This is a genomic window from Streptomyces sp. NPDC048424 (assembly GCF_040651555.1).
GTDB lineage: Bacteria > Actinomycetota > Actinomycetes > Streptomycetales > Streptomycetaceae > Streptomyces.
Map to the genome: position 1 here is coordinate 219,221 of NZ_JBEZKE010000006.1, position 18,472 is coordinate 237,692.

At 73.7% G+C, this 18,472-nt stretch carries 16 protein-coding genes; 13 read left to right on the forward strand and 3 right to left on the reverse strand.

The genetic code is table 11. The annotated features are described in order from the left end of the window. Positions 1–2: 2 nt before the first annotated feature. A complete protein-coding gene (locus tag AB0D29_RS11470) occupies positions 3–701 on the reverse strand; it encodes a hypothetical protein (protein ID WP_362853428.1) in 699 nt (232 codons plus the stop codon). A 183-nt stretch (positions 702–884) separates the two neighbouring features. Between AB0D29_RS11470 and AB0D29_RS11475 the strand changes: the two genes are divergently transcribed. The 4 genes from AB0D29_RS11475 to AB0D29_RS11490 are packed head-to-tail and all read left to right on the forward strand — an operon-like array spanning position 885 to position 5,124. After that, entirely contained in the window at positions 885–1,862 is a 978-nt protein-coding gene (locus AB0D29_RS11475) for an ABC transporter ATP-binding protein (protein ID WP_362853429.1), read from the forward strand. 14 nt (positions 1,863–1,876) lie between these two features. Beyond that, positions 1,877–2,677 (forward strand): ABC transporter permease, encoded by an 801-nt coding sequence (locus tag AB0D29_RS11480; RefSeq protein ID WP_362853431.1) that lies wholly within the window; start codon positions 1,877–1,879, stop codon positions 2,675–2,677. A 58-nt stretch (positions 2,678–2,735) separates the two neighbouring features. Further along, the gene (locus AB0D29_RS11485; RefSeq protein ID WP_362853433.1) at positions 2,736–4,421 is read left to right on the forward strand and encodes a histidine kinase; all 1,686 of its coding nucleotides are present in this window, start codon (positions 2,736–2,738) and stop codon (positions 4,419–4,421) included. A gap of 7 nt (positions 4,422–4,428) precedes the next feature. Beyond that, positions 4,429–5,124, forward strand: coding sequence for a ribonuclease H (locus AB0D29_RS11490; RefSeq protein WP_362853435.1), 696 nt, complete (start codon positions 4,429–4,431; stop codon positions 5,122–5,124). On the opposite strand, the gene AB0D29_RS11495 is transcribed toward AB0D29_RS11490, so the two are convergent. Beyond that, positions 5,121–5,819 carry a beta-glucanase gene (locus tag AB0D29_RS11495; protein WP_362853615.1) on the reverse strand — a complete coding sequence of 233 codons (699 nt, stop codon included), beginning with the start codon at positions 5,817–5,819 and terminating at the stop codon, positions 5,121–5,123. The two genes, AB0D29_RS11490 and AB0D29_RS11495, sit on opposite strands and share 4 nt — an antisense overlap. 181 nt (positions 5,820–6,000) lie before the next feature. On the opposite strand from AB0D29_RS11495, the gene AB0D29_RS11500 reads away from it, so the two are divergent. The 4 genes from AB0D29_RS11500 to AB0D29_RS11515 all read left to right on the forward strand — a co-directional run bounded on the left by AB0D29_RS11500 (position 6,001) and on the right by AB0D29_RS11515 (position 11,695). Beyond that, positions 6,001–6,405, forward strand: a complete 405-nt coding sequence (locus AB0D29_RS11500; protein ID WP_362853437.1) for a GNAT family N-acetyltransferase — start codon at positions 6,001–6,003, stop codon at positions 6,403–6,405. Positions 6,406–6,497: 92 nt separating this feature from the next. Further along, on the forward strand, positions 6,498–7,367 hold the full coding sequence (locus AB0D29_RS11505; RefSeq protein WP_362853438.1) for a hypothetical protein: 870 nt from the start codon (positions 6,498–6,500) through the stop codon (positions 7,365–7,367). Further along, positions 7,367–9,538 (forward strand): bifunctional serine/threonine-protein kinase/ABC transporter substrate-binding protein, encoded by a 2,172-nt coding sequence (locus tag AB0D29_RS11510; protein ID WP_362853440.1) that lies wholly within the window; start codon positions 7,367–7,369, stop codon positions 9,536–9,538. The genes AB0D29_RS11505 and AB0D29_RS11510 overlap by 1 nt, the downstream gene beginning before the upstream one ends. Before the next feature lie 6 nt (positions 9,539–9,544). After that, complete coding sequence (locus tag AB0D29_RS11515) at positions 9,545–11,695, forward strand: bifunctional serine/threonine-protein kinase/ABC transporter substrate-binding protein (protein ID WP_362853441.1); 2,151 nt, start codon at positions 9,545–9,547, stop codon at positions 11,693–11,695. Positions 11,696–11,713: 18 nt separating this feature from the next. On the opposite strand, the gene AB0D29_RS11520 is transcribed toward AB0D29_RS11515, so the two are convergent. Next, positions 11,714–12,334, reverse strand: a complete 621-nt coding sequence (locus tag AB0D29_RS11520) for an L-threonylcarbamoyladenylate synthase (RefSeq protein WP_362853443.1) — start codon at positions 12,332–12,334, stop codon at positions 11,714–11,716. A gap of 229 nt (positions 12,335–12,563) precedes the next feature. Here AB0D29_RS11520 and AB0D29_RS11525 point away from each other — a divergent pair, with 229 nt between their 5' ends. The 5 genes from AB0D29_RS11525 (at position 12,564) to AB0D29_RS11545 (ending at position 18,451) form a co-directional block, all read left to right on the forward strand. Continuing rightward, complete coding sequence (locus tag AB0D29_RS11525; protein ID WP_362853445.1) at positions 12,564–14,651, forward strand: SpoIIE family protein phosphatase; 2,088 nt, start codon at positions 12,564–12,566, stop codon at positions 14,649–14,651. A gap of 100 nt (positions 14,652–14,751) precedes the next feature. After that, positions 14,752–16,032 carry a serine hydrolase domain-containing protein gene (locus AB0D29_RS11530; RefSeq protein WP_362853446.1) on the forward strand — a complete coding sequence of 427 codons (1,281 nt, stop codon included), beginning with the start codon at positions 14,752–14,754 and terminating at the stop codon, positions 16,030–16,032. Positions 16,033–16,095: 63 nt separating this feature from the next. Next, complete coding sequence (locus tag AB0D29_RS11535) at positions 16,096–16,620, forward strand: GNAT family N-acetyltransferase (RefSeq protein ID WP_362853447.1); 525 nt, start codon at positions 16,096–16,098, stop codon at positions 16,618–16,620. Positions 16,621–17,179: 559 nt separating this feature from the next. Further along, positions 17,180–17,971, forward strand: a complete 792-nt coding sequence (locus AB0D29_RS11540) for a methyltransferase domain-containing protein (RefSeq protein ID WP_362853449.1) — start codon at positions 17,180–17,182, stop codon at positions 17,969–17,971. An 81-nt stretch (positions 17,972–18,052) separates the two neighbouring features. Next, positions 18,053–18,451, forward strand: coding sequence for a DUF4440 domain-containing protein (locus tag AB0D29_RS11545; RefSeq protein WP_362853450.1), 399 nt, complete (start codon positions 18,053–18,055; stop codon positions 18,449–18,451). Positions 18,452–18,472 lie beyond the last annotated feature (21 nt).

Genomic DNA, 18,472 nt, shown 5'->3' on the forward strand with positions numbered 1-18,472 from the left:
TTCTACCGCCGATTCTCCGAGGTCGATCCCGGTCGCCCAGCATAGCGGCGGGTGTTGTGGTGCCGGAGCAGCGCGATGCCGAACGCGAGGACCCAGTAGGCGTAGAGGCCGGCGATGGTGGCCGTGGTGCCCCAGCCGTTGGCGCTGACGAACCGTCCGGTGTCGTTGCCGAAATACAGCGACGGGACGAACGCGAGATTGATCAGGGCGATGACGTATGCCGACCGGGCGGCCCACCGGGACAGCAGTCCCGAGCGAACCGCGGCATACCCGGCGGCCACCAGGAACACCGCGGTGAGGATGCGACCGATGGAGCCGTACAGGAGGTAGGTGCCCTCGGCGGTGATGGTGGGATCGACCGGCTCGTCGGCGGCGATGACCTCTCCGGCCTGCAGGGAGTGTGCGACGAAGGTGACCGCGATGTAGGCCAGTGCCGCGCCGTGGGCGATGTCCGCGACCCAGCCGCAGGCCGGGTCCGCCCGGCGGATCAGCTCGCGAACCCCGGTGACGAAGCCGAGGAACAGGACGAGGACGACAAGGCTGAGGAGGATGCGGGTCAGCACGTTGGAGTCGGGGGGTGCCCCGTCATGGACGAAGTAGAGCGGCACCTCGATGACCTGCAGGACCGTGAACGCCACGCCTGCGATTCCGGTGAACCTGCGCAGCGGTAAGCCGCCCGGACCCGTTGCTGTATATGACATAAGCGAGAGTGTATGACGTATACACAGCTGATTCAATGAGAATCCTCGAGATCGGAATTGATGCCGTTCGGTGGGGGACCCCCGACGAAAGTAGGGGCGCGGATCGCCGCCCCGCGGCTGATGACCGGCCCACCGGCTGCTTCCTACGGTCGTGGCATTGCCGCGAACACCGAAGGGACACCCGTGATCACCCTGCGAGGCCTGACCAAGCGCTACGGCGACACCGTCGCCGTGGACGGACTGACCCTGGACGTGGAAGAGGGGCGCGTCACCGGCTTCCTCGGCCCCAACGGCGCCGGGAAATCCACCACGATGCGCATGATCCTCGGCCTGGACCGGCCCACCGCCGGCCGCGCGCTCATCGACGGCAGGCCGTACGCCTCGATGCGCCATCCGGTCCGCGAGGTCGGGGCGCTCCTCGACGCGAAGGCCCTCCACCCGGCCCGCTCCGCGCGCAGCCACCTGATCGCACAGGCCCGCAGCAACGGCATCCCCGTCCGCCGTGTCGACGAGGTCCTGGAGACGGTGGGCCTGGCCAAGGTGGCCCGCCGGCGCGCCGGCGCCTTCTCGCTCGGCATGTACCAACGGCTCGGCATCGCGGGCGCCCTGCTCGGCGATCCACAGGTGCTCATCCTCGACGAACCGGTCAACGGCCTCGATCCCGAGGGTGTGCGCTGGGTGCGCGAACTCGTCCGCGCGCAGGCCGCCCAGGGCCGTACGGTCTTCCTCTCCAGCCACCTGATGAGCGAGATGCAGCTGACGGCCGACCGGCTCGTCGTCATCGGCCGGGGCCGGCTGCTCGCCGACACCCCCATGGCGGACCTGCTCGCGGCGAGCGCCTCGGCCTCGGTGCGGGTGCGCACCGCCGACCCCGCCGACCTGAGCGGCCTGGCCGGTCGCCTGCGCGCGTACGAAGGGGTGACCGTCGAGTCACCGGGCGGCGAGCGGAACGAGATCGTCGTCCGGGGCCGGACCGCGGCAGAGATCGGCGACCTCGCCCACCGCCTGGGCGTTGCGCTGCACCAACTGCACAGTGTCCCGGCCTCGTTGGAGCAGGCCTACATGGAACTGACCGAGCACAGCGTCGAGTACGGAGCGGCGGCGTCCCCGCCGCCGCCCGTGTCCGACGGCTCCGCCCCGACCGCAACGACCGAGGTGTGAAAACCATGTCCGCCATGACAGCCCCATCAGACACCTCAGACACATCAGCCAGCACCCGCACCGGGCCGTCCGGCGGCGGATTCGCCGGCGCGGTCGGCGCCGAGTGGACCAAACTGTGGTCCGTCCGCGCGCCGTACGCCTGCCTGCTCGCCGGCGTCCTGCTGACCGGGGTCTTCACCTTCTACTACGGTGCGATCGCCCGCATCAACGACAGACCGGTCCAGGCGCTCGGCAACGCCCCGGTCTCCTCCGTCGCCCTCGGGCAGTTCGTCATCGTCGTCCTGGCGATGAGCACGGTCACCGCCGAGTACTCCACGGGCAGCGTCCGCACCTCGCTCCAGTGGGTGCCGGTCCGGCACCGCATGCAGCTGGCCAAGGCGGTGGTGACGGCCGCGGCGGCCTTCGCCGCCGGAGCCCTGTTCGCCGTCCTCGGCATGGCCGTGGCCTGGACACCCTTCCGCGGGCACGCCGTCTTCGTCCCGGCCGAGGCGGCCTCCCAGGTCCTGGCGATGGGCCTCTACTTCGCCCTGACCGCCGTGCTCACGGTGGGGCTGTCGTTCGCCCTGCGGACCGCGGCCGGCACCCTGTCGGCCGCCTTCGTGCTGATCTCCGTGCTCCCGAGCATGTGCACCGCGCTCGGCGGCCCCGTCCTCCTGGCGGTGTACGACTACCTTCCGCAGAGCGCCGGCGCCCACTTCATGCGCGCCGACGGCGACGCCCCGTACCCGACCGCCGTCGGACTGCTGATCGTGTCGGCCTGGACCGCCGCGGCCCATCTGGCCGGCCGGGCGGTCCTGCGGCGCCGCGACGGATGACCTGGACTAGCCTCGGCGGGTGAGGTGGGGGAACACGAGAGGGAAGGCGGGGGCACGCGTGAGGACGCCGAGCGCTCCGGTGCTCAGGGGGATCGGACCGGCCGTGCGCGACGGCGCGCTGTGGGCGGCGCTCGCGGGCACCGGCGTCTTCGCCTTCCGGGAGCGCGTCGCCGAAGCCTCCCCGGTACTCGGCCTGGTCCTGCCCCTGTTGATCCTGGCGGTGGCGGTTCCCGGCAGCCGGAAACGGCCCGGCGCGGCCGTGTTCCTCGCCAACGCGGCGTGCGCGCTGGGCCTGGCCGAGCCGACCGCGACGGCGAGCCCGTACCTGGCCGCCCTGGCCGTGCTGACGTACCTCCTCGGCGTCCGCTCGACCCGCACGGGGGCGGCGCTCCTGCTCTTCGGGGCCTGCATGGCCGTCGACCTCGCGCTGTGCGCCGTCCTGGGCGTCGGCCCCGTGTACTGGTTCTACGCGGTGTCCATGATCCCCTCGGCCCTCCTCCTGCCCTGGCTGGCCGGCCGCTACCGGCAGGCCAGGCTGGCCCTGGTGCGCGGGGGCTGGGAGCGGGCGCGCGGCCTCGAACAGCGGCAGCGGTTCGTCGCCGAGCAGGCCCGGCTGCGGGAACGGACGCGGATCGCCGCCGACATGCACGACTCGCTCGGCCACGAGCTGAGCCTGATCGCCCTGCGCGCCGGCGCCCTGGAACTCTCGCCCACCCTCTCCGGCCAGGACCGGGCGGACCTGGCCGTGCTGCGCGCGGCCGTCGCGGACGCCGTCGGGCACCTCCGGGACACCATCGGCATCGTGCGCGACGGCTCCGACGCGTCCGACGGCTCCGACGGTCATGGAGGCCACGGACCGCACGGGGATCCGACGGCCTCGTCCGTAGAGCCGGTGGAGGAACTCGTGGCCCGGGCAAGGGAGTCCGGCGTCACGGTGGACCTGCGGCGGGAGGGGGAGACGGGGGTCCTGCCGCCGCTGGTCGACCGCACGGCGTACCGCGTGGTCCAGGAGTCGCTGACCAACGCCATCAAGCACGCCCCCGGCGCCGAGGTCCGGATCCGCATCGCCCACCAGGGCACCCGCACCGAGGTGCGGGTGGCCAACTCCGCCCCGCCCAAGGGCTCATCGGACTTCGCCCCGCCGCACGCCCCCGACACCTCGCGGGCCTCCGACCACCGCGGGCTCACCGGCCTGCGCGAACGGGTCCGGCTGATCGGCGGAACCCTGCACGCCGCACCCCGCGGAGGCGGCTTCGAGGTGCGCGCCACCCTCCCGGACCAGGTGGGCCCCCTGCGTCCGGAAGCCGCCGGAGCGCCCCCGGAGGAGGAAGCCGGTGCGGAGTCGGCGCGCCGGCTCGCCGACGCCCGGCGCCGCGCCCGGCTCCGGTTCGCCTTCGCCATCGCGGCCCCGGCCGCACTCGGCCTGCTCCTCCTCGGCTCCGCCGCGTACCTGGCCCACCAGCTGACCGCCTGCGTGCTGCGCCCCGCGGACTTCGCGGCCCTGCGGCCCGGCCAGGAGCGGGCCGAACTCGCGCACCTCCTCCCGGACCGCGAGTTCCGGTACGTACCGGACGCCGTCAAGGCGGTGCCCGCGCCCGCCGGCACCGTGTGCACGTACTACCGCTCGCACGGCAGCGTCCTCGACCAGGCCGACGTCTACCGGCTCTGCTACGCGGGCTCCCGCCTGGCGGCCAAGGACGTGCTCCCGAGCCGACCGCTCACCACCTCGGCGGATGAGGCATGATCGGGGGATGTCTGAACGCATCATTGCCGCCTGTGACGGAGCGGCGAAAGGTAATCCCGGGCCGGCCGGCTGGGGCTGGGTCATCGCCGACTCCCAGGGACGCCCCGAGCGTTGGGAGGCCGGGCCGCTCGGCCGGGCCACCAACAACATCGGCGAGCTGACCGCCCTCCAGCGGCTGCTCGAGGCGGTCGCCCCCGGGACGGCCGTCGAGGTGCGGATGGACTCCCAGTACGCGATGAAGGCCGTGACGCAGTGGCTCCCGGGCTGGAAGCGCAACGGGTGGAAGACCTCCTCCGGCCAGCCGGTCGCCAACCGCGGACTCGTCGAAGAGATCGACCTGCTGCTCGCCGACCGTGACGTGACCTTCGTCTACGTTCCGGCGCACCGCGAGGACGGCGACCTGCTGAACGCGATCGCCGACCAGGCCGCCAGCGACGCGGCCCGCACACAGGAGGCCGCCGGCACCGCCCTCGGACACGCGGACCTGCCGGTCCCGGCCCCGGCCGCGCCCGCGCGCCAGAAGACGGGCACGGCGCGGAAGCGGCCGGCCGAAGGCGCCGCATCCGGCCGTGCGTCTCGGCCCATCAAGGCGAAGTTCCCCGGCAGCTGCCCCTGCGGGAAGCCCTACGCCGTCGGTGACATGATCGCCAAGAACGGGAGCCGCTGGGGCCACGAGAGCTGCGCCGCCTCCGCCTCCGCCTAGGGGCGGTGGACGCGCAGGTACGCGACCTCGTACGACATCTCGGAGACGTCCTCGTCGGGCGCCGGGTGGTAGCGCCCGGCGCAGACGGAGAGGTTGACGATGAGGTACGCCCTCCAGTTGCGCCCCACCCCGCGCCGGTCGGCGTATGCCCGCGTGCCGTTGACCCACCACACGACCGAGCGCGCCCCGAACTCGACCTTCAGGTCCACCCAGCCGCCGGGGCCGACCGACGGGTCCCGGTGGTAGCGGGAGCCGCCCTTGACGTGGTTGGAGAGCTCCAGCAGGTCGGGGTTGTCCGGGTGGTACTCGAAGACGTCGACCTCGTTGCCGCCGTCCCGCCAGGTCCAGATCGCCGGCCAGGCCCCGGCCTCGGCGGGCAGCCGCACCCGTGACTCCAGTACGTCCCCGGTCCGCACCGTGAACCCCTCGTCGCTGCCCTCGGTGGTCAGCAGGCCCGCGTTCCAGTTGCCGTCCGGGCGGCGGACGGCCCGGAAGGTGCCGGTGCGGCTGTAGGACGGGTCCTCCACCAGGTGGTCGAGCTTGTTGTCACCGGGGTTGGTGGGGCCGCCGTCCGGATACGCCCAGGAGCGGCCGGCGACCCACTGGGCGGCCGACCCGAAGTCCGCGGTGAAGAGCGGGGTCCCGCCGCTCGCCAGGCCGGTGCCACGGGCCGTGGCGCCGGTGAATCGTCGCAGGAGCCGTCGGAACCAGGCGAGAACGTGAGTGAGCACAGGGCTCCTTCCGTGGACGGATGCCCCTGCAGCCTGCCCACCTCCCGCACCTCACATACCGGTCCACCGGTTTGTGTTCCGCCATCCCCGTCATGTAATAATCGATATGGAATAGTGCCTATTACATGCGGGGAGTGGCAGCGGTATGTGGACCTGTGAACGTGTCGTCGGCGCCGAGCTGGACGTCGAGGAGGTCATCGGCCTCTACCGGGCCTCCACCCTCGCCGAGCGCCGCCCCGTCGCCGATGTGGAGCGGTTCGCCCGGATGCTGGCCGGCGCCAACCTCGTCGTCGTCGCCCGCGCGGACGACGGCGCTCTCATCGGCATCGCCCGCTCCCTCACCGACGGCGTGTACTCGACCTACCTCAGCGACCTGGCCGTCGACGTGGCCCACCAGGGCAAGGGCGTGGGCCGCGACCTCATCCGGGTCACGCAGGAGGCGGCGCCCCGGGCGAAGGTGGTCCTGCTCTCCGCCCCGGCGGCGGTCGACTACTACCCGCACATCGGCTTCACCCGCCACGAATCCGCCTGGACCCTCGGCTCCCGCTGAGCCGACCGGGCGCGAACGCCCTCAACACCGCTTTTCCGTAGGCCAGTTGCGCGCCCCCGCAGCGGGGTACGATCCCTGCCGTGGGGGGACCAGTGACACGCAGACGGCGCTCCGCGCTGCGCGCCTACGGGTGCGCGGCAGCGGGCTTGTTCCTACTCGCCGGGTGTACGGCCGGCGGCACGGCGAAGGGCGGTGCGGCGACAGGTGACTCCGCGGGCCGCACCCCGGCCGCGTCGCCCGCCACGGGCGGCCCGGCCCCGGGCGGCTCCGGGGCGAGCACGCCGGCCGCCCCGGCCGGCAGCCCGGCCAACCCCCTCGTGCCCCCGCTGGACGAGTCCAAGCAGCCGAAGACGGTCGCCGAGGCTCGCGCCCTGCTCGGCCGGATCGTCATCACCGAGGCGGCCTTCGGCCCCGAAGTCGTGCGCAGCACCCCGTTCGAGAGCGATCCCGGCCGCTGGCCCGTCCTCGACGAGGACTGCGTCTGGCAGACCGCGGGCCTGCCGGCCGACGTACTCGCCACGAGCACCCGCTACTTCCACATCCCGGCCAAGAACGGCCGTGGCCGCGTACGGCTGAACGCCACGGTCACCGTCCACCACAACCGCGAGGAATCCGGCTGGGAGACCGCCCGCGCCATGGAAGAGGTGCTGCGCTGCCCCGGCCAGAAGCTGCGGGAGGGCGAGGAGCTCAAGAACCTGTGGGGCGGCTCCTTCTACCTCGGCGAGCAGGCGAACGGCTGGACCGAGGACGCCTTCACCGAGACCGGCGAGTACGTCAGCGCGCAGGACGGCGGGCCCTACCGCTACACCTGGTCCCAGGCCCAGTTCGGCCCGGTCACCGTGGCCATCGCGGGCAAGGGCGCCACGGGCTTCACCGAGGAGGCCATGAACGGGCTCGCCGCCCAGGCCACCAGCCGGATGATGCTGCAGGCCAAGCAGGAGCTCGGAAAGGAGACGGGCTGATGGAGCCGCTCCTTGCCCCGGACCCCTCCCGGATCGCCGGGTACCGCCTCCTCGGCCGGCTCGGCGCCGGCGGCATGGGCGTGGTCTACCTCGGCCGCACCGACGACGGCGCGCTCGCCGCCGTCAAGGTGATCCGCGCCGAGTACGCCGACGAGGCGGACTTCCGGGCCCGTTTCCGCCGCGAGGCCGCAATCGCCGCCGAGGTGGACAGCCCGTGGGCCGTCCGGATCACCGGCGCCGACCCGGACGCGCCCGAGCCGTGGCTGGCCACCGCCTTCGTCGCCGGCCCCTCCCTGGCCGAGGCGGTCACCGCCCACGGCCCGCTCCCGCTGCGCGCCGTACGGATCCTCGGCAAGGCCCTGGCCAAGGCCCTCGGGGTGATGCACGCGCAGGGCCTCGTACACCGCGACGTCAAACCCGGCAACGTGCTGCTCGGCATGGACCGGCCCCGGCTGATCGACTTCGGGATCGCGCGCGGCGGCGAACACACCGCCCTGACCTCCGCCGACGCCGTCCTCGGCACCCCCGGCTTCCTCCCGCCCGAGCAGGCCGAGGGCCGCCCCGCCGAACCGGCCGGCGACGTCTTCTCGCTCGGCTGCCTCCTCGCGTACGCCGCCACCGGCCGCCTTCCCTTCGGCACGGGGACCGTGGACGCGGTGCTCTACCGGACCGTCCACGACGAGCCCGAGTTCGGCCCGGAGATCCTCGCCGACCCCGAACTCGCCGCCCTGCTGCGGACCTGCCTCGCCAAGCACCCCGACATCCGCCCCACCGCGAACGAGCTGGACGAGGCGCTGACCGAGGACACACCGGGGGAGGGCACCGACTGGCTGCCCGACCCGGTCGTCGCCACCATCGCCGAGCGCGCCGCCGCGCTGCTCGCCCTGCCCGGCATCGAGGAGACCGTCGCCGACCCGGACGCCGCCCCGAAGCCCGGCGCGGCCGCGCCCTCCCGCAGGCGTTTCCTCGCCCTCGCCTCCGGCGGAGCCGTGCTCGCGGCCGGCGGCGGCCTGGCCGCGTGGCTGGCGCTGCGCGAGGACGACAAGGACCGCAACGCGGCCGCGCCCGCCCCCCGGCGCTGGGTGATCGGCGTGCACGCCGACCTCTCCGGCCCCCAGAAGGCCGCGGGTCAGGCCCAGGAACGGGGGGTGCGGCTGGCCGTCGACGCCTTCAACTCACGTAAGGACAAGCCCTTCACCCTCGCCGTCGCCACCGCGGACGACGCCGGACGGGCCGACCGCTCACCGGCCGCGGCCGGTGAACTCATGGCCGACCGCGACCTGTTCGCGGTGATCGGCCCCACCGGCAACGCGTCCGTGATCCCGTGCCTCGAACTCTACGGAGAGAACTCCGTACCGCTGGTCACCGTGTCGGCCCTGGCGACCACCTTCAGCGTCACCGACCGGCGCAGCTTCTTCCAGAGCTGCCCGATCTCCTCGGCCCAGGCCGCCGTGGTCAACCTCCAACTGGCCGGAAAACAGGGCGTCCGGCGGATGGGCATCCTCAGCGACCGCGACGGCGACACCGACACCTGGCAGGCGGCCCTGCTGGTGGGCCGCACCATCGCCTTCTTCGTGCCCGAGGCCACTTTCTACGTGCGCGTCGTCCCGCGCGGCACCCAGGACCTGGCCCCGGTGGTCGCCGACCTGCTCGCGCACGGCGTCGACGGCTTCTTCTACACGGGCACCCCGGCCGGCGGGGCCAAGGCGGCCGGACTGCTGGCGGCCGCCGGCTTCGAGGGGCCCAGGGCGGCCGACTACACCATCGCCGGCCCGGAGTTCCTCGCCGCCGCCGGCCCGGCCGCCGAGGGCTGGCAGTTCTTCACGCCGTACACGGGCCCCGAAGCCCCCGAGGTCACGGAAGTGGCCCGCGCGCACCGGGCGGCGTACGGATCGGCCCCCGCGATCTGGACCGCGGAGGCCTTCGACGCGACCCGTCTGGTCATCGACCGGCTGGTCACCGCCGCGGCGGGCGGCAGTCGCCCGAACCGCGCCGACCTGCTGACCGCGCTCACCCGGGGCACCTTCCGCGGCCTGACCAAGGAGTACACCTTCGACGACCGCCGGCAGGTCAAGGGCAACATCTACTTCCAGCACAGGGTGGAGGGCGGCAGCATCCGCTACGTGGGCCCGGCCAACGAGCCCGCGCCCACCGCGTCCCCGGCGGGATGACCGGGGATGCGCCCCCTCACCCCGGCCGATCCGGCCGCGATCGGCGGCAACCGGCTGCTGGGACGCCTCGGTTCGGGCGGCATGGGCACGGTGTACCTCGCCCGCTCGGCGGCGGGCACCCTCGTGGCGGTCAAGGTCATCCGCGCCGACCACGCCTCGAACCCGGACTTCCGCATCCGCTTCCGGCGCGAGGTGGAGGCCGCCGGGCAGCTGACCGGGCGCTGGGTGGTCCCGGTGGTCGCCGCCGACCCGGAGGCGCGCGAGCCGTGGCTGGCCACGCCGTTCGTGCCCGGGCCCGCCCTGTCCGAGGCGGTGGGAGGGTACGGCCCCCTGCCCGCCCGTGCCGTACGGATCCTCGGCGCGCGGCTCGCCGAAGCCCTCGCGCAGGTGCACGCCGCCGGGCTGGTCCACCGTGACGTCAAACCGGGCAACATCCTCCTCGCCCCGGACGGGCCCCGGCTGATCGACTTCGGGATCGCGCGCGCCGAAGGGGCGGCCACGCTGACGGCCGTGGACGCCGTCATCGGCACGCCCGGATACCTGGCCCCCGAACAGGCCCGCGCGGGCGGACCTGCGGCGGGCGCCGCGAGCGATGTGTTCTCCCTCGGCTGCGTCCTGGCGTACGCGGCGACCGGTCACGGCCCGTTCGGCGGCGGGCACGCGGCCGCGGTGGTCTACCGCACGGTCCACGACGAGCCCGAACTCACCGGTCTTCCCCCGGAGTTGCTCGACCCGGTGCTGGCCTGCCTGGCGAAGGACCCGGCCGCCCGGCCGACCCCCGCCCAGCTGGGCGCCGCGCTCGGCGACGACGACCCGTCCGGCGCGGGCGCCGAGGACTGGCTGCCGCCCCCACTGCCCCGGCTCATCGCCGAACGCTCCACCAGGGCCCTGGAACTGCCCGCCCCGGAACCGACCCGGATCGACGCGCCGCAGACGCCGGTACGGGGCCTCACGCGCAGGCGGCTGCTCACGGCCGGCGCGGGCCTCGCCGCCGTCGGCGCGCCGACCGCCTGGTTCGCCACCCGCGGGCGGGCCCGCGGCAAGACACCGCCGCCGGCCCGCGACCTGGCCACACTCACCCTCGCCCTGCAGGCCGACCTGACCGGGCCCGGGAAGGCGACCGGGCAGGCCCACGAGCGCGGCATGAGACTGGCCGTGGAGCAGCACAACAGCCGCAAGGACGCCGCGTTCCTGCTGGCCCTGCGCGTCGCCGACGACGGTGGTGACCCGGCGCGCGCCGCGCAGGTGGTCAAGGATCTGGTCGCCGACCCCGCGGTGGTCGCGCTCACCGGCCCCACCTGGGAAGCGGCCGTGCCCGTGCTGGCCCCGGCGTGCGGCACGGCCGATGTCGCCCTGGTGCTGGTGTCGGTCGACAGCCCCGAGACCGCCCTGGCCCAGCCGGAATGGCGCACGGTGTGCGCCACCCGTCCGGCCGGTGACCACTTCGCCCTCCCGGTGATCGACTACCTCAGCCGGGTGAAGCCCGTCCGGCGCACGGGCCTGGTCGAGGACGTCGAAGGCGGCGAACCCACCTGGCCGCTCATCCGCAGCCTGCAGCAGAGCCCGCCCTCGATGGGCACGCTCAGCGTCCACCGGATCCCGGTCGGCGGCTCCGACTTCGCGGGCGTGGTACGCGCCCTGACCGAGGCCCGGGCCGAGGCCGTCGTCTACGCCGGCACCTCACCGCAGCGCGCGGCCCGGCTGGCCCGGGCCCTCGCCGATGCCGGCTTCCCGGGCCCGCGCGTCGCCCTCCAGCACGTCATGGAACCGGCCTTCCTCACCGACGCCGGGCCGGCCGCCGAGGGCTGGGCGTTCAGCGCCCTCTTCACCGACCCGCCGGCCGTCCCCGCCGCCGCCGGGTTCGTCGGGGCCCATCGCGCGGCGCACGGGGAGCCGCCCGCCCGATGGGCCACCGAGGCGTACGACGCCGTGGGCCTGCTGGCCGCGGCCCTGACCGGTCTGGAGGAGGAGGGGCGGGACCGTGCCGGCCTGGCCCGCCGGATCTTCCGGACGGCCCACGAAGGCCTGGCCAAGCCGCTGGCCTTCGATTCCAACACGCACGTGCTGACCCGGGGCCGCACCGCCCACCTCTACCGGGCCGAATCCGGCGCGTACCGGTACCTGGGCCTCTACCCGGACGTGCGCCCCTCCTCGTGACCCGCCGGGCCGGCGCGACTACTCGAAGCGCGAGGTGTCGCCCGCGCCCCGGCGGACGATCTCGGCCTCGCCGCCGGAGAAGTCGATGACCGTGGTCGGCTCCGTGCCGCAGTCGCCCGAGTCCAGCACGGCGTCCACCTCGTGGTCGAGCCGCTCCTTGATCTCCCAGCCCTGCGTCATCGGCTCGTCCTCGTCGGGCAGCAGCAGGGTGCTGGAGAGCAGCGGCTCGCCGAGCTCGGCGAGCAGGGCCTGCGTGACGACGTGGTCGGGGATCCGGACCCCGACCGTCTTCTTCTTCGGGTGCAGCAGCTGGCGAGGCACCTCCGACGTGGCCGGGAGGATGAAGGTGTAACTGCCGGGTGTGGCCGCCTTGATCGCGCGGAACACGTCGTTGTCGATCTGGACGAACCGGCCCATCTGCGCGAAGTTCTGGCACACCAGGGTGAAGTGGTGACGGTCGTCCAGGTTGCGGATCGACCGGATCCGGCTGATGCCGTCACGGTTGCCCAGCTGGCAACCCAGCGCGAAGCAGGAGTCGGTCGGGTATGCGACGAGCTTCCCGCCGCGGATCATGTCGACCACGCTGTCGATGGTGCGCCGCTGGGGATTCTCGGGATGTACGTCGAAGTATTTCGCCATCCGCCGAGCGTACGTGGTCCCGGCGCCGCCGCTCGGGCCGCGGCGATTCGCAGATGCGCGCGCTGAGTGAACCGATCCGGCCGATGACCGCCACCCGGCCGGCCGGGTGGGCGGGCGCTCCGGGCGCTGCCGGGCGGGTTCCGGGGCACGATGAGAGGTAGCCGTGCGCCCCGGGCCGCCGCTGGGCGGGTGGGGGCCGGGCCGGAGGTGCCGGAAGGGAGCGTCCCCGATGGGTTCGATCGACGGGTCGGGAGCCGGTGGGACCGGGCGTACCGCGCCCGGGCTCGCCCCGCCCAGCGGGCTGCTCGACGTCCTGAACGTCGCGGCGGTCGTCCTCGACGCCGAGGGACGGATCGCACTGTGGAGCCCCCAGGCCGAGCAGCTGTTCGGCTGGTCGGCCGAGGACGCGCTCGGCCGGCCCGCGGCCGGGCTGCTGGCCGCCGAGGAACACCTGGGGCTCGTCACCGAGCTCTTCGCACGGGTCATGGGCGGCGCCGGGGACTGGGCGGGCGCCTTCCCGGTACGCCACAAGGACGGCGGCACCCGCCTGGTGGAATTCCGCAACATGCGGCTGCTCGACGAGCACGGGGACCTGTACGCCCTCGGCATCGCGACCGACCGCACGCGGCTGCGGCAGCTGGAGCGGGACCTCGCCCTCTCCGCGCGCCTGGTGGCCCAGTCCCCGATCGGCCTCGCGGTCCTGGACACGGAACTGCGGTACGTCCTCGTCAACCCGACGCTGGAGCGGATCAACGGGCTGCCCGCCGCCCAGCACATCGGCCGGAGCGTCCGCGAGGCCCTCTCCTTCCTCGACGACACCGAGGCCGCCGAATCGGCCATGCGCCAGGTCCTGGCGACCGGTACCCCGCTGCTCGAACAGTTCACGGCCGGCCGCACCCACGGCGGGGAGCGCACCGAGCACGCCTGGTCGGTGTCGTACTACCGGCTGGAGGACGCCACCGGACGCGTCCTCGGCCTCGCCACGTCCGTGGTCGACGTCACCCAGAGTCACCAGGCGGCCATCGAGATCGCCCGCAGCCGCCGGCGCCTCGCCCTGATCGCTGACGCCACCGTCCGCATCGGCACCACCCTCGACCTGGACCAGACCGCCCGCGAGCTGGCCGACGTCGTCGTGCCGGAGCTCGCCGACATCGCCGCCGTCGACATCCTCGACTCCGTCCTCGAGGGCCGGCCGACCCTGCGGTCCTCCGCCCACGAGCCCGCCGTGTTCCGTGCCCTGGCCGTCGCCTCCGCCTTCCCCAGCGAGGCCGTGCGCGCCGCGGACCCGCCGGGCGACATCGCCGCGTACGCCGCGGACCGGCTGGTCACCCAGTCCGTGACGACCGGACACCCGGTCCTGGTGGCCCACGTCCACGCCCAGGACATCTCGCGCATCGCCCGCGACAGCACCGCCGCCTCGCTCCTGACCCGCGCCGGCCTGCGCTCGTACCTGGCCGTGCCCCTCATCGCGCGCGGCGAGGTCCTCGGCGCCCTCGACCTCAAACGCACCCGCAACCCGCTGCCCTTCAACGACGACGACATCGTGCTGGCCGGGGAACTGGCCGCCCGCGCCGCCGTGTGCATCGACAACGCCCGCTGGTACCGCAACGCGCACCACACCGCCCTCGCCCTCCAGCACCACCTCCTCCCGCACCACCCGCCGCCCACCCCCGGCCTGGAAGTGGCCTCCCGGTACAGGCCCGCCGCGGCCAGCAGCGAGATCGGCGGCGACTGGTTCGACGCCATCGCGGGCCCGGACGACACCACCGTCCTCGTGATCGGCGACGTCATGGGCAGCGGCATCAACGCCGCCGCGAGCATGGGACAACTGCGCACCGCGACCCGTACCCTCGCCGAACTCGCCCTCGACCCGACCCAGGTGCTCCAGCAGCTCGACCGCACCACCGCCGCCCTCGAAGAGACCATCGCCACCTGCGTCTACGTCGTCTACGACCCGCACCGGGCCCAGTGCCGGGTGGCCGTCGCCGGACACCTGCCGCCCGTCCTCATCCGGTCCGGCCACACCCCCGAACTCCTCGACCTGCCCACCGGCGCACCGCTCGGCGTGGGCGGCATCCCCTTCGAGGCCACCACCGTCGCCATGGAACCCGGCGACCAACTCGTCCTCTACACCGACGGCCTCGTCGAGACCCGGGACCAGCCCATCGACGAACGCCTCGACCTGCTCCTGGCCCTGCTCGCCGACACCGGACGCCCGTTGGAGGAGACCTGCGACCGGCTCCTGGACTCCCTGCGCCGGCCGGACGACCACGACGACGTCGCCCTGGTCATCGCCCGCGCGAGGTCCCTGCCGTAGCCCCGGCCGCGGCGGACCGCTCGCCTCGCGGCCGGACCGGTGCGACCTTACGCTGTTCGTGATCGCCTCGCCTTGAACCCCGTACGGCAGGAGGCACGTGGTGACTCGGACGCACACATGGTTCCGCCGGACCTGCGTGGCCGCCGCCGCGGCCTGTCTGCTCGTCGCCCCGGCCGTCGCGGGCTCCGCGTACGGGACGCCCGGCGCGGTGCGGTCCGCCCCCGCCGCCCCCACCCCGGACGGCGAGGAGGGCTTCCCGGAGCTCACCCCGGCCGCCGCGGCCCAACTCGACGCGGCCGTGCGCCAGGTCATGCGCGAGGCCCAGGTGCCGGGCGTGATCGTGGGGCTGTGGGCACCCGGCAAGGGCAGCTACGTGAGGGCCTTCGGCGTGGCCGACAAGGCGACCGGCGCCCCCATGCGGACCGACTTCAACACCCGCATCGGCAGCCAGACCAAGACGTTCACCGTCACCGCCGTACTCCAGCTGGTCGACCAGGGCAAGGTGGGCCTGGACGACCCGATCGGCGACTACATCGCCGGCGTTCCCAACGGGGACCGCATCACCCTGCGCGAGCTGGCCGGCATGCGCAGCGGGCTCTTCAACTACAGCGAGGACGCGGACTTCGACAAGGCGTTCACCACCGACCCCGACCGTACCTTCACACCGCAGGAGTTGCTCGACTACTCCTTCAAGCACCCGGTGCAGTTCGAGCCGAACGCGGAGTTCGAGTACTCCAACACCAACCTGATCCTGCTCGGCCTGCTGATCGAGAAGGTCACCGGCCGGCCGCTCAAGGACGTCATCAACCGGGACGTGGTGCAGCCGGCCGGACTGGGCCGCACGCTGTTCCCGACCGGCGCGGAGTTCCCCGCACCGCACGCGCAGGGCTACACGGACCAGACGGCCTCCGGCAAGATCGAGGACGCCGCCGGCTGGGACCCGTCCTGGGCCTGGGCCGCGGGCGCGATGATCTCCGACCTCCAGAACCTGCGCAGCTGGGCGCGGACCCTCGCCACGGGCACGCTGCTGACGCCCGAGACACAGGCCCAGCGCCTGAAGACCACCTCGGTCGGCATCCCCGGCGCCGGCTACGGGCTGGGTCTGTTCAACGTCCAGGGCTGGATCGGGCACAACGGTTCGCTGCCGGGCTACGAGAGCCTGGGCGTCTTCCTGCCGCAGGATCAGGCCACCCTGGTCGTCATCCTCAACACCGACGTCCTGCACGACGGCCAGGAGCCCAGCACCCTCTTCGGCGAGGCGATCACCGAAATCGTGACCCCGGACCACGTCTACCCCGGGCACAAGCCCCCGGCCCCCAAGCCCTCGGCCCCGACACCTGCGTCACCTGCGTCGACGCCGGCCGCACCGCCGTCGGGCTGAGGTCCGCCCCCGGCGCCACCGGACCGGGTCGGATGATCCGACTGTTCCGGTAGGGTCCGAGGTATGCCAGAGCTCATCAGCCCCACGTCCCGCCTGCACAGCTCCTGGCTCGCCGCCCAGCGGGAAGCGGGCCCCGACGCGCACCTGGACGGCGCCGGGCTCGGTTCCGACGACGACGTGGACAGCCCGGAGGGCTTCGCGGCCTGGGTGGACCGGCTGCACCGGTACGCCGACCGTACGGCGCCGGTCGAGCACGGCCGCGTGCACGCCACGTACTGGTGGATCGCCGAGAACGACACCTATCTCGGCGCGATAGACCTACGGCACTACCTGAACGGCTTCCTGCTCGACGCGGGCGGCCACATCGGCTACAGCGTCCGTCCCTCGGCCCGCCGCCGCGGCCTCGCCACCTGGGCCCTGGGCGCCGTCCGGCACGAGGCCCGCCTGCTGGGGATGGACCGGGTCCTGCTGACCTGCGACCCCGGAAACGAGGCCTCGATCCGCACGATCGAGGCCAACGGCGGCGTGCTGGAAGACGTCCGCGAAACCCTCATCGGCCCCAAGCGACGCTACTGGATCAACCTCTAGCATCCCGCTCCGCCACCCCGGCGAGCAGAACACGGAGGATCTCCACGTCGGTTTCCGGGACGCGGCGCAGGCGCCCCCGGCCGCCGGCGGCGAGGTGCGGACGACCACGAGCCGCAGGCCGTGGGCCGGGATCTGCGTGTCGCGGTAGCCGTCGTAGCGGGCGCGCTGCTCGCCGCGGTGGACTCCGCTGACGGTCATCCTGTCGGGCTTGTCGAAGAACGGCGTCGGCTCGTCGTGCTGGCGCTCCCGATACTCCAGCACCAGCCGGTGGCCCGGCCAGTAGGCGTCGACCGGCAGCCTGGCCCGGCGGCCTCCCGCCCCGGGATCGCCCAGCAGCCAGTCGAACCTGTGCTGGGTGAGGGCCGTGGCGCCCAGGACCTGGTTGCACAGGCCGACCACGTACGCCTCGTCGCTGTCGTCTCGACTCATGGGGAGGATGCTGTCACGGGGCCGCCCGGCCCGAAGCCGTTTCGGCCGGAATCCGGGGGCGGGAACGCGGCAGGCCGGGACGTCGTGTCGTAACAGTGCCGGGCGGCCGTAATGGGTCGATAGTGGGGCTGTGAGCGACTGGTCGGAGGGACCCGGGCGGAGCGGCGGTACAGACGGCGCCGCCTGGTCCGGACATGACGGCGCGCGGGCATTCGCCGCGGTGGACGCGGCCACGGACTGGCTGCTCGGGTACCCCTTCGTCTTCCGGGCCCTGTCCCGTCGGATCGGCCCCGGGGCGGTCCTGGTGGACTACGGGTGCGGACCGGGCAAGGTGGCCGACCACGCGGCCCGGCGGCTGGGGGCGCGGGTCCTCGGGGTGGACACCTCCCCGGAGATGCTGGCGCTGGCCCGCGCCTCGGCGCCCGCGGTGGCGGAGTACCACCTCGTCGAGGACGGCCGGGTGACCGGCCTCGCGGACGGCTGCGCGGACGCGGTCATGTGCAACCACGTGCTCGCGTCGCTGCCGACCGAGGACGCGGTGCTCGGCGTGTTCACCGAGATCCGCCGACTGCTGCGGCCGGATGCCCTGTGCGTGCTGCTGAGCACCGACCCCGGCTGCAACGGCACCGAGTACGCCTCGCTGCGGATCGGCGAACCGGGCGAGGTGTACGGGCCCGGCGACGAGCTGACGGTACGGCTGCGGCGCACGGACGGAACCTGGCAGGAGATGCGCAACCACGCCTGGCCCGTCGGCTACTTCCCGGCCCTGCTGGAGCGCGCCGGCTTCCGGGACGTCGTCCAGCACCGGCCCACCGTGGACGAGGCGCTCACCGTCGCCGATCCGGATCTCGCGGCCGGCCGCGCCTGGTCGGCGGAGCGGGAGAGGCCGCCCCTGGTGATCACCACGGCGCTCGCGGCCTGACCGTACGCGGACGTACGGACGTACGGAGGCGTGGGCGGCCCGTGCGACGCCCGCCGCCCGTACGGGTGTTACTGTCGCGCCATGTCCAAGGCCGAGATAGACGTGGTGACCGCCGAGTTCTTCGGCGCCTTCGACAACCGGGGCGGGCAGGCCGCCGACGTGGAACGGATCCGCCGGCTCATGCTCCCGGGCGGGGTCATCGTCAAGACCGGCCCGGACTTCACGCCCTACACCGTGGACGAGTTCATCGAGCCGCGCCGGCTGCTGCTGTCCGGCGGCCGGCTGGCCGAGTTCTCCGAGTGGGAGACCTCGGAACGGACCGAGATCGCGGGCGACATCGCCTCGCGGTTCGGCGAGTACCGCAAGTCCGGGATCCTGGACGGCGAGCCCTTCGAGGGCGGCGGGACCAAGACCATCCAGTTCGTGCGGACCCCGGAGGGCTGGCGGATCGCCGCCTTCTCCTGGTACGACCAGCCCTGACCGCGAAGCCGCCCGCGCCTG

What these genes read in the sequence shown, in the direction of transcription:
- AB0D29_RS11470 (WP_362853428.1), bottom strand. Translation starts at nt 701, where the DNA reads ATGTCATATACAGCAACGGGTCCGGGCGGCTTACCGCTGCGCAGGTTC.
- AB0D29_RS11480 (WP_362853431.1), top strand. Translation starts at nt 1,877, where the DNA reads ATGACAGCCCCATCAGACACCTCAGACACATCAGCCAGCACCCGCACC.
- AB0D29_RS11490 (WP_362853435.1), top strand. Translation starts at nt 4,429, where the DNA reads ATGTCTGAACGCATCATTGCCGCCTGTGACGGAGCGGCGAAAGGTAAT.
- AB0D29_RS11500 (WP_362853437.1), top strand. Translation starts at nt 6,001, where the DNA reads ATGTGGACCTGTGAACGTGTCGTCGGCGCCGAGCTGGACGTCGAGGAG.
- AB0D29_RS11510 (WP_362853440.1), top strand. Translation starts at nt 7,367, where the DNA reads ATGGAGCCGCTCCTTGCCCCGGACCCCTCCCGGATCGCCGGGTACCGC.
- AB0D29_RS11515 (WP_362853441.1), top strand. Translation starts at nt 9,545, where the DNA reads ATGCGCCCCCTCACCCCGGCCGATCCGGCCGCGATCGGCGGCAACCGG.
- AB0D29_RS11520 (WP_362853443.1), bottom strand. Translation starts at nt 12,334, where the DNA reads ATGGCGAAATACTTCGACGTACATCCCGAGAATCCCCAGCGGCGCACC.
- AB0D29_RS11525 (WP_362853445.1), top strand. Translation starts at nt 12,564, where the DNA reads ATGGGTTCGATCGACGGGTCGGGAGCCGGTGGGACCGGGCGTACCGCG.
- AB0D29_RS11535 (WP_362853447.1), top strand. Translation starts at nt 16,096, where the DNA reads ATGCCAGAGCTCATCAGCCCCACGTCCCGCCTGCACAGCTCCTGGCTC.
- AB0D29_RS11545 (WP_362853450.1), top strand. Translation starts at nt 18,053, where the DNA reads ATGTCCAAGGCCGAGATAGACGTGGTGACCGCCGAGTTCTTCGGCGCC.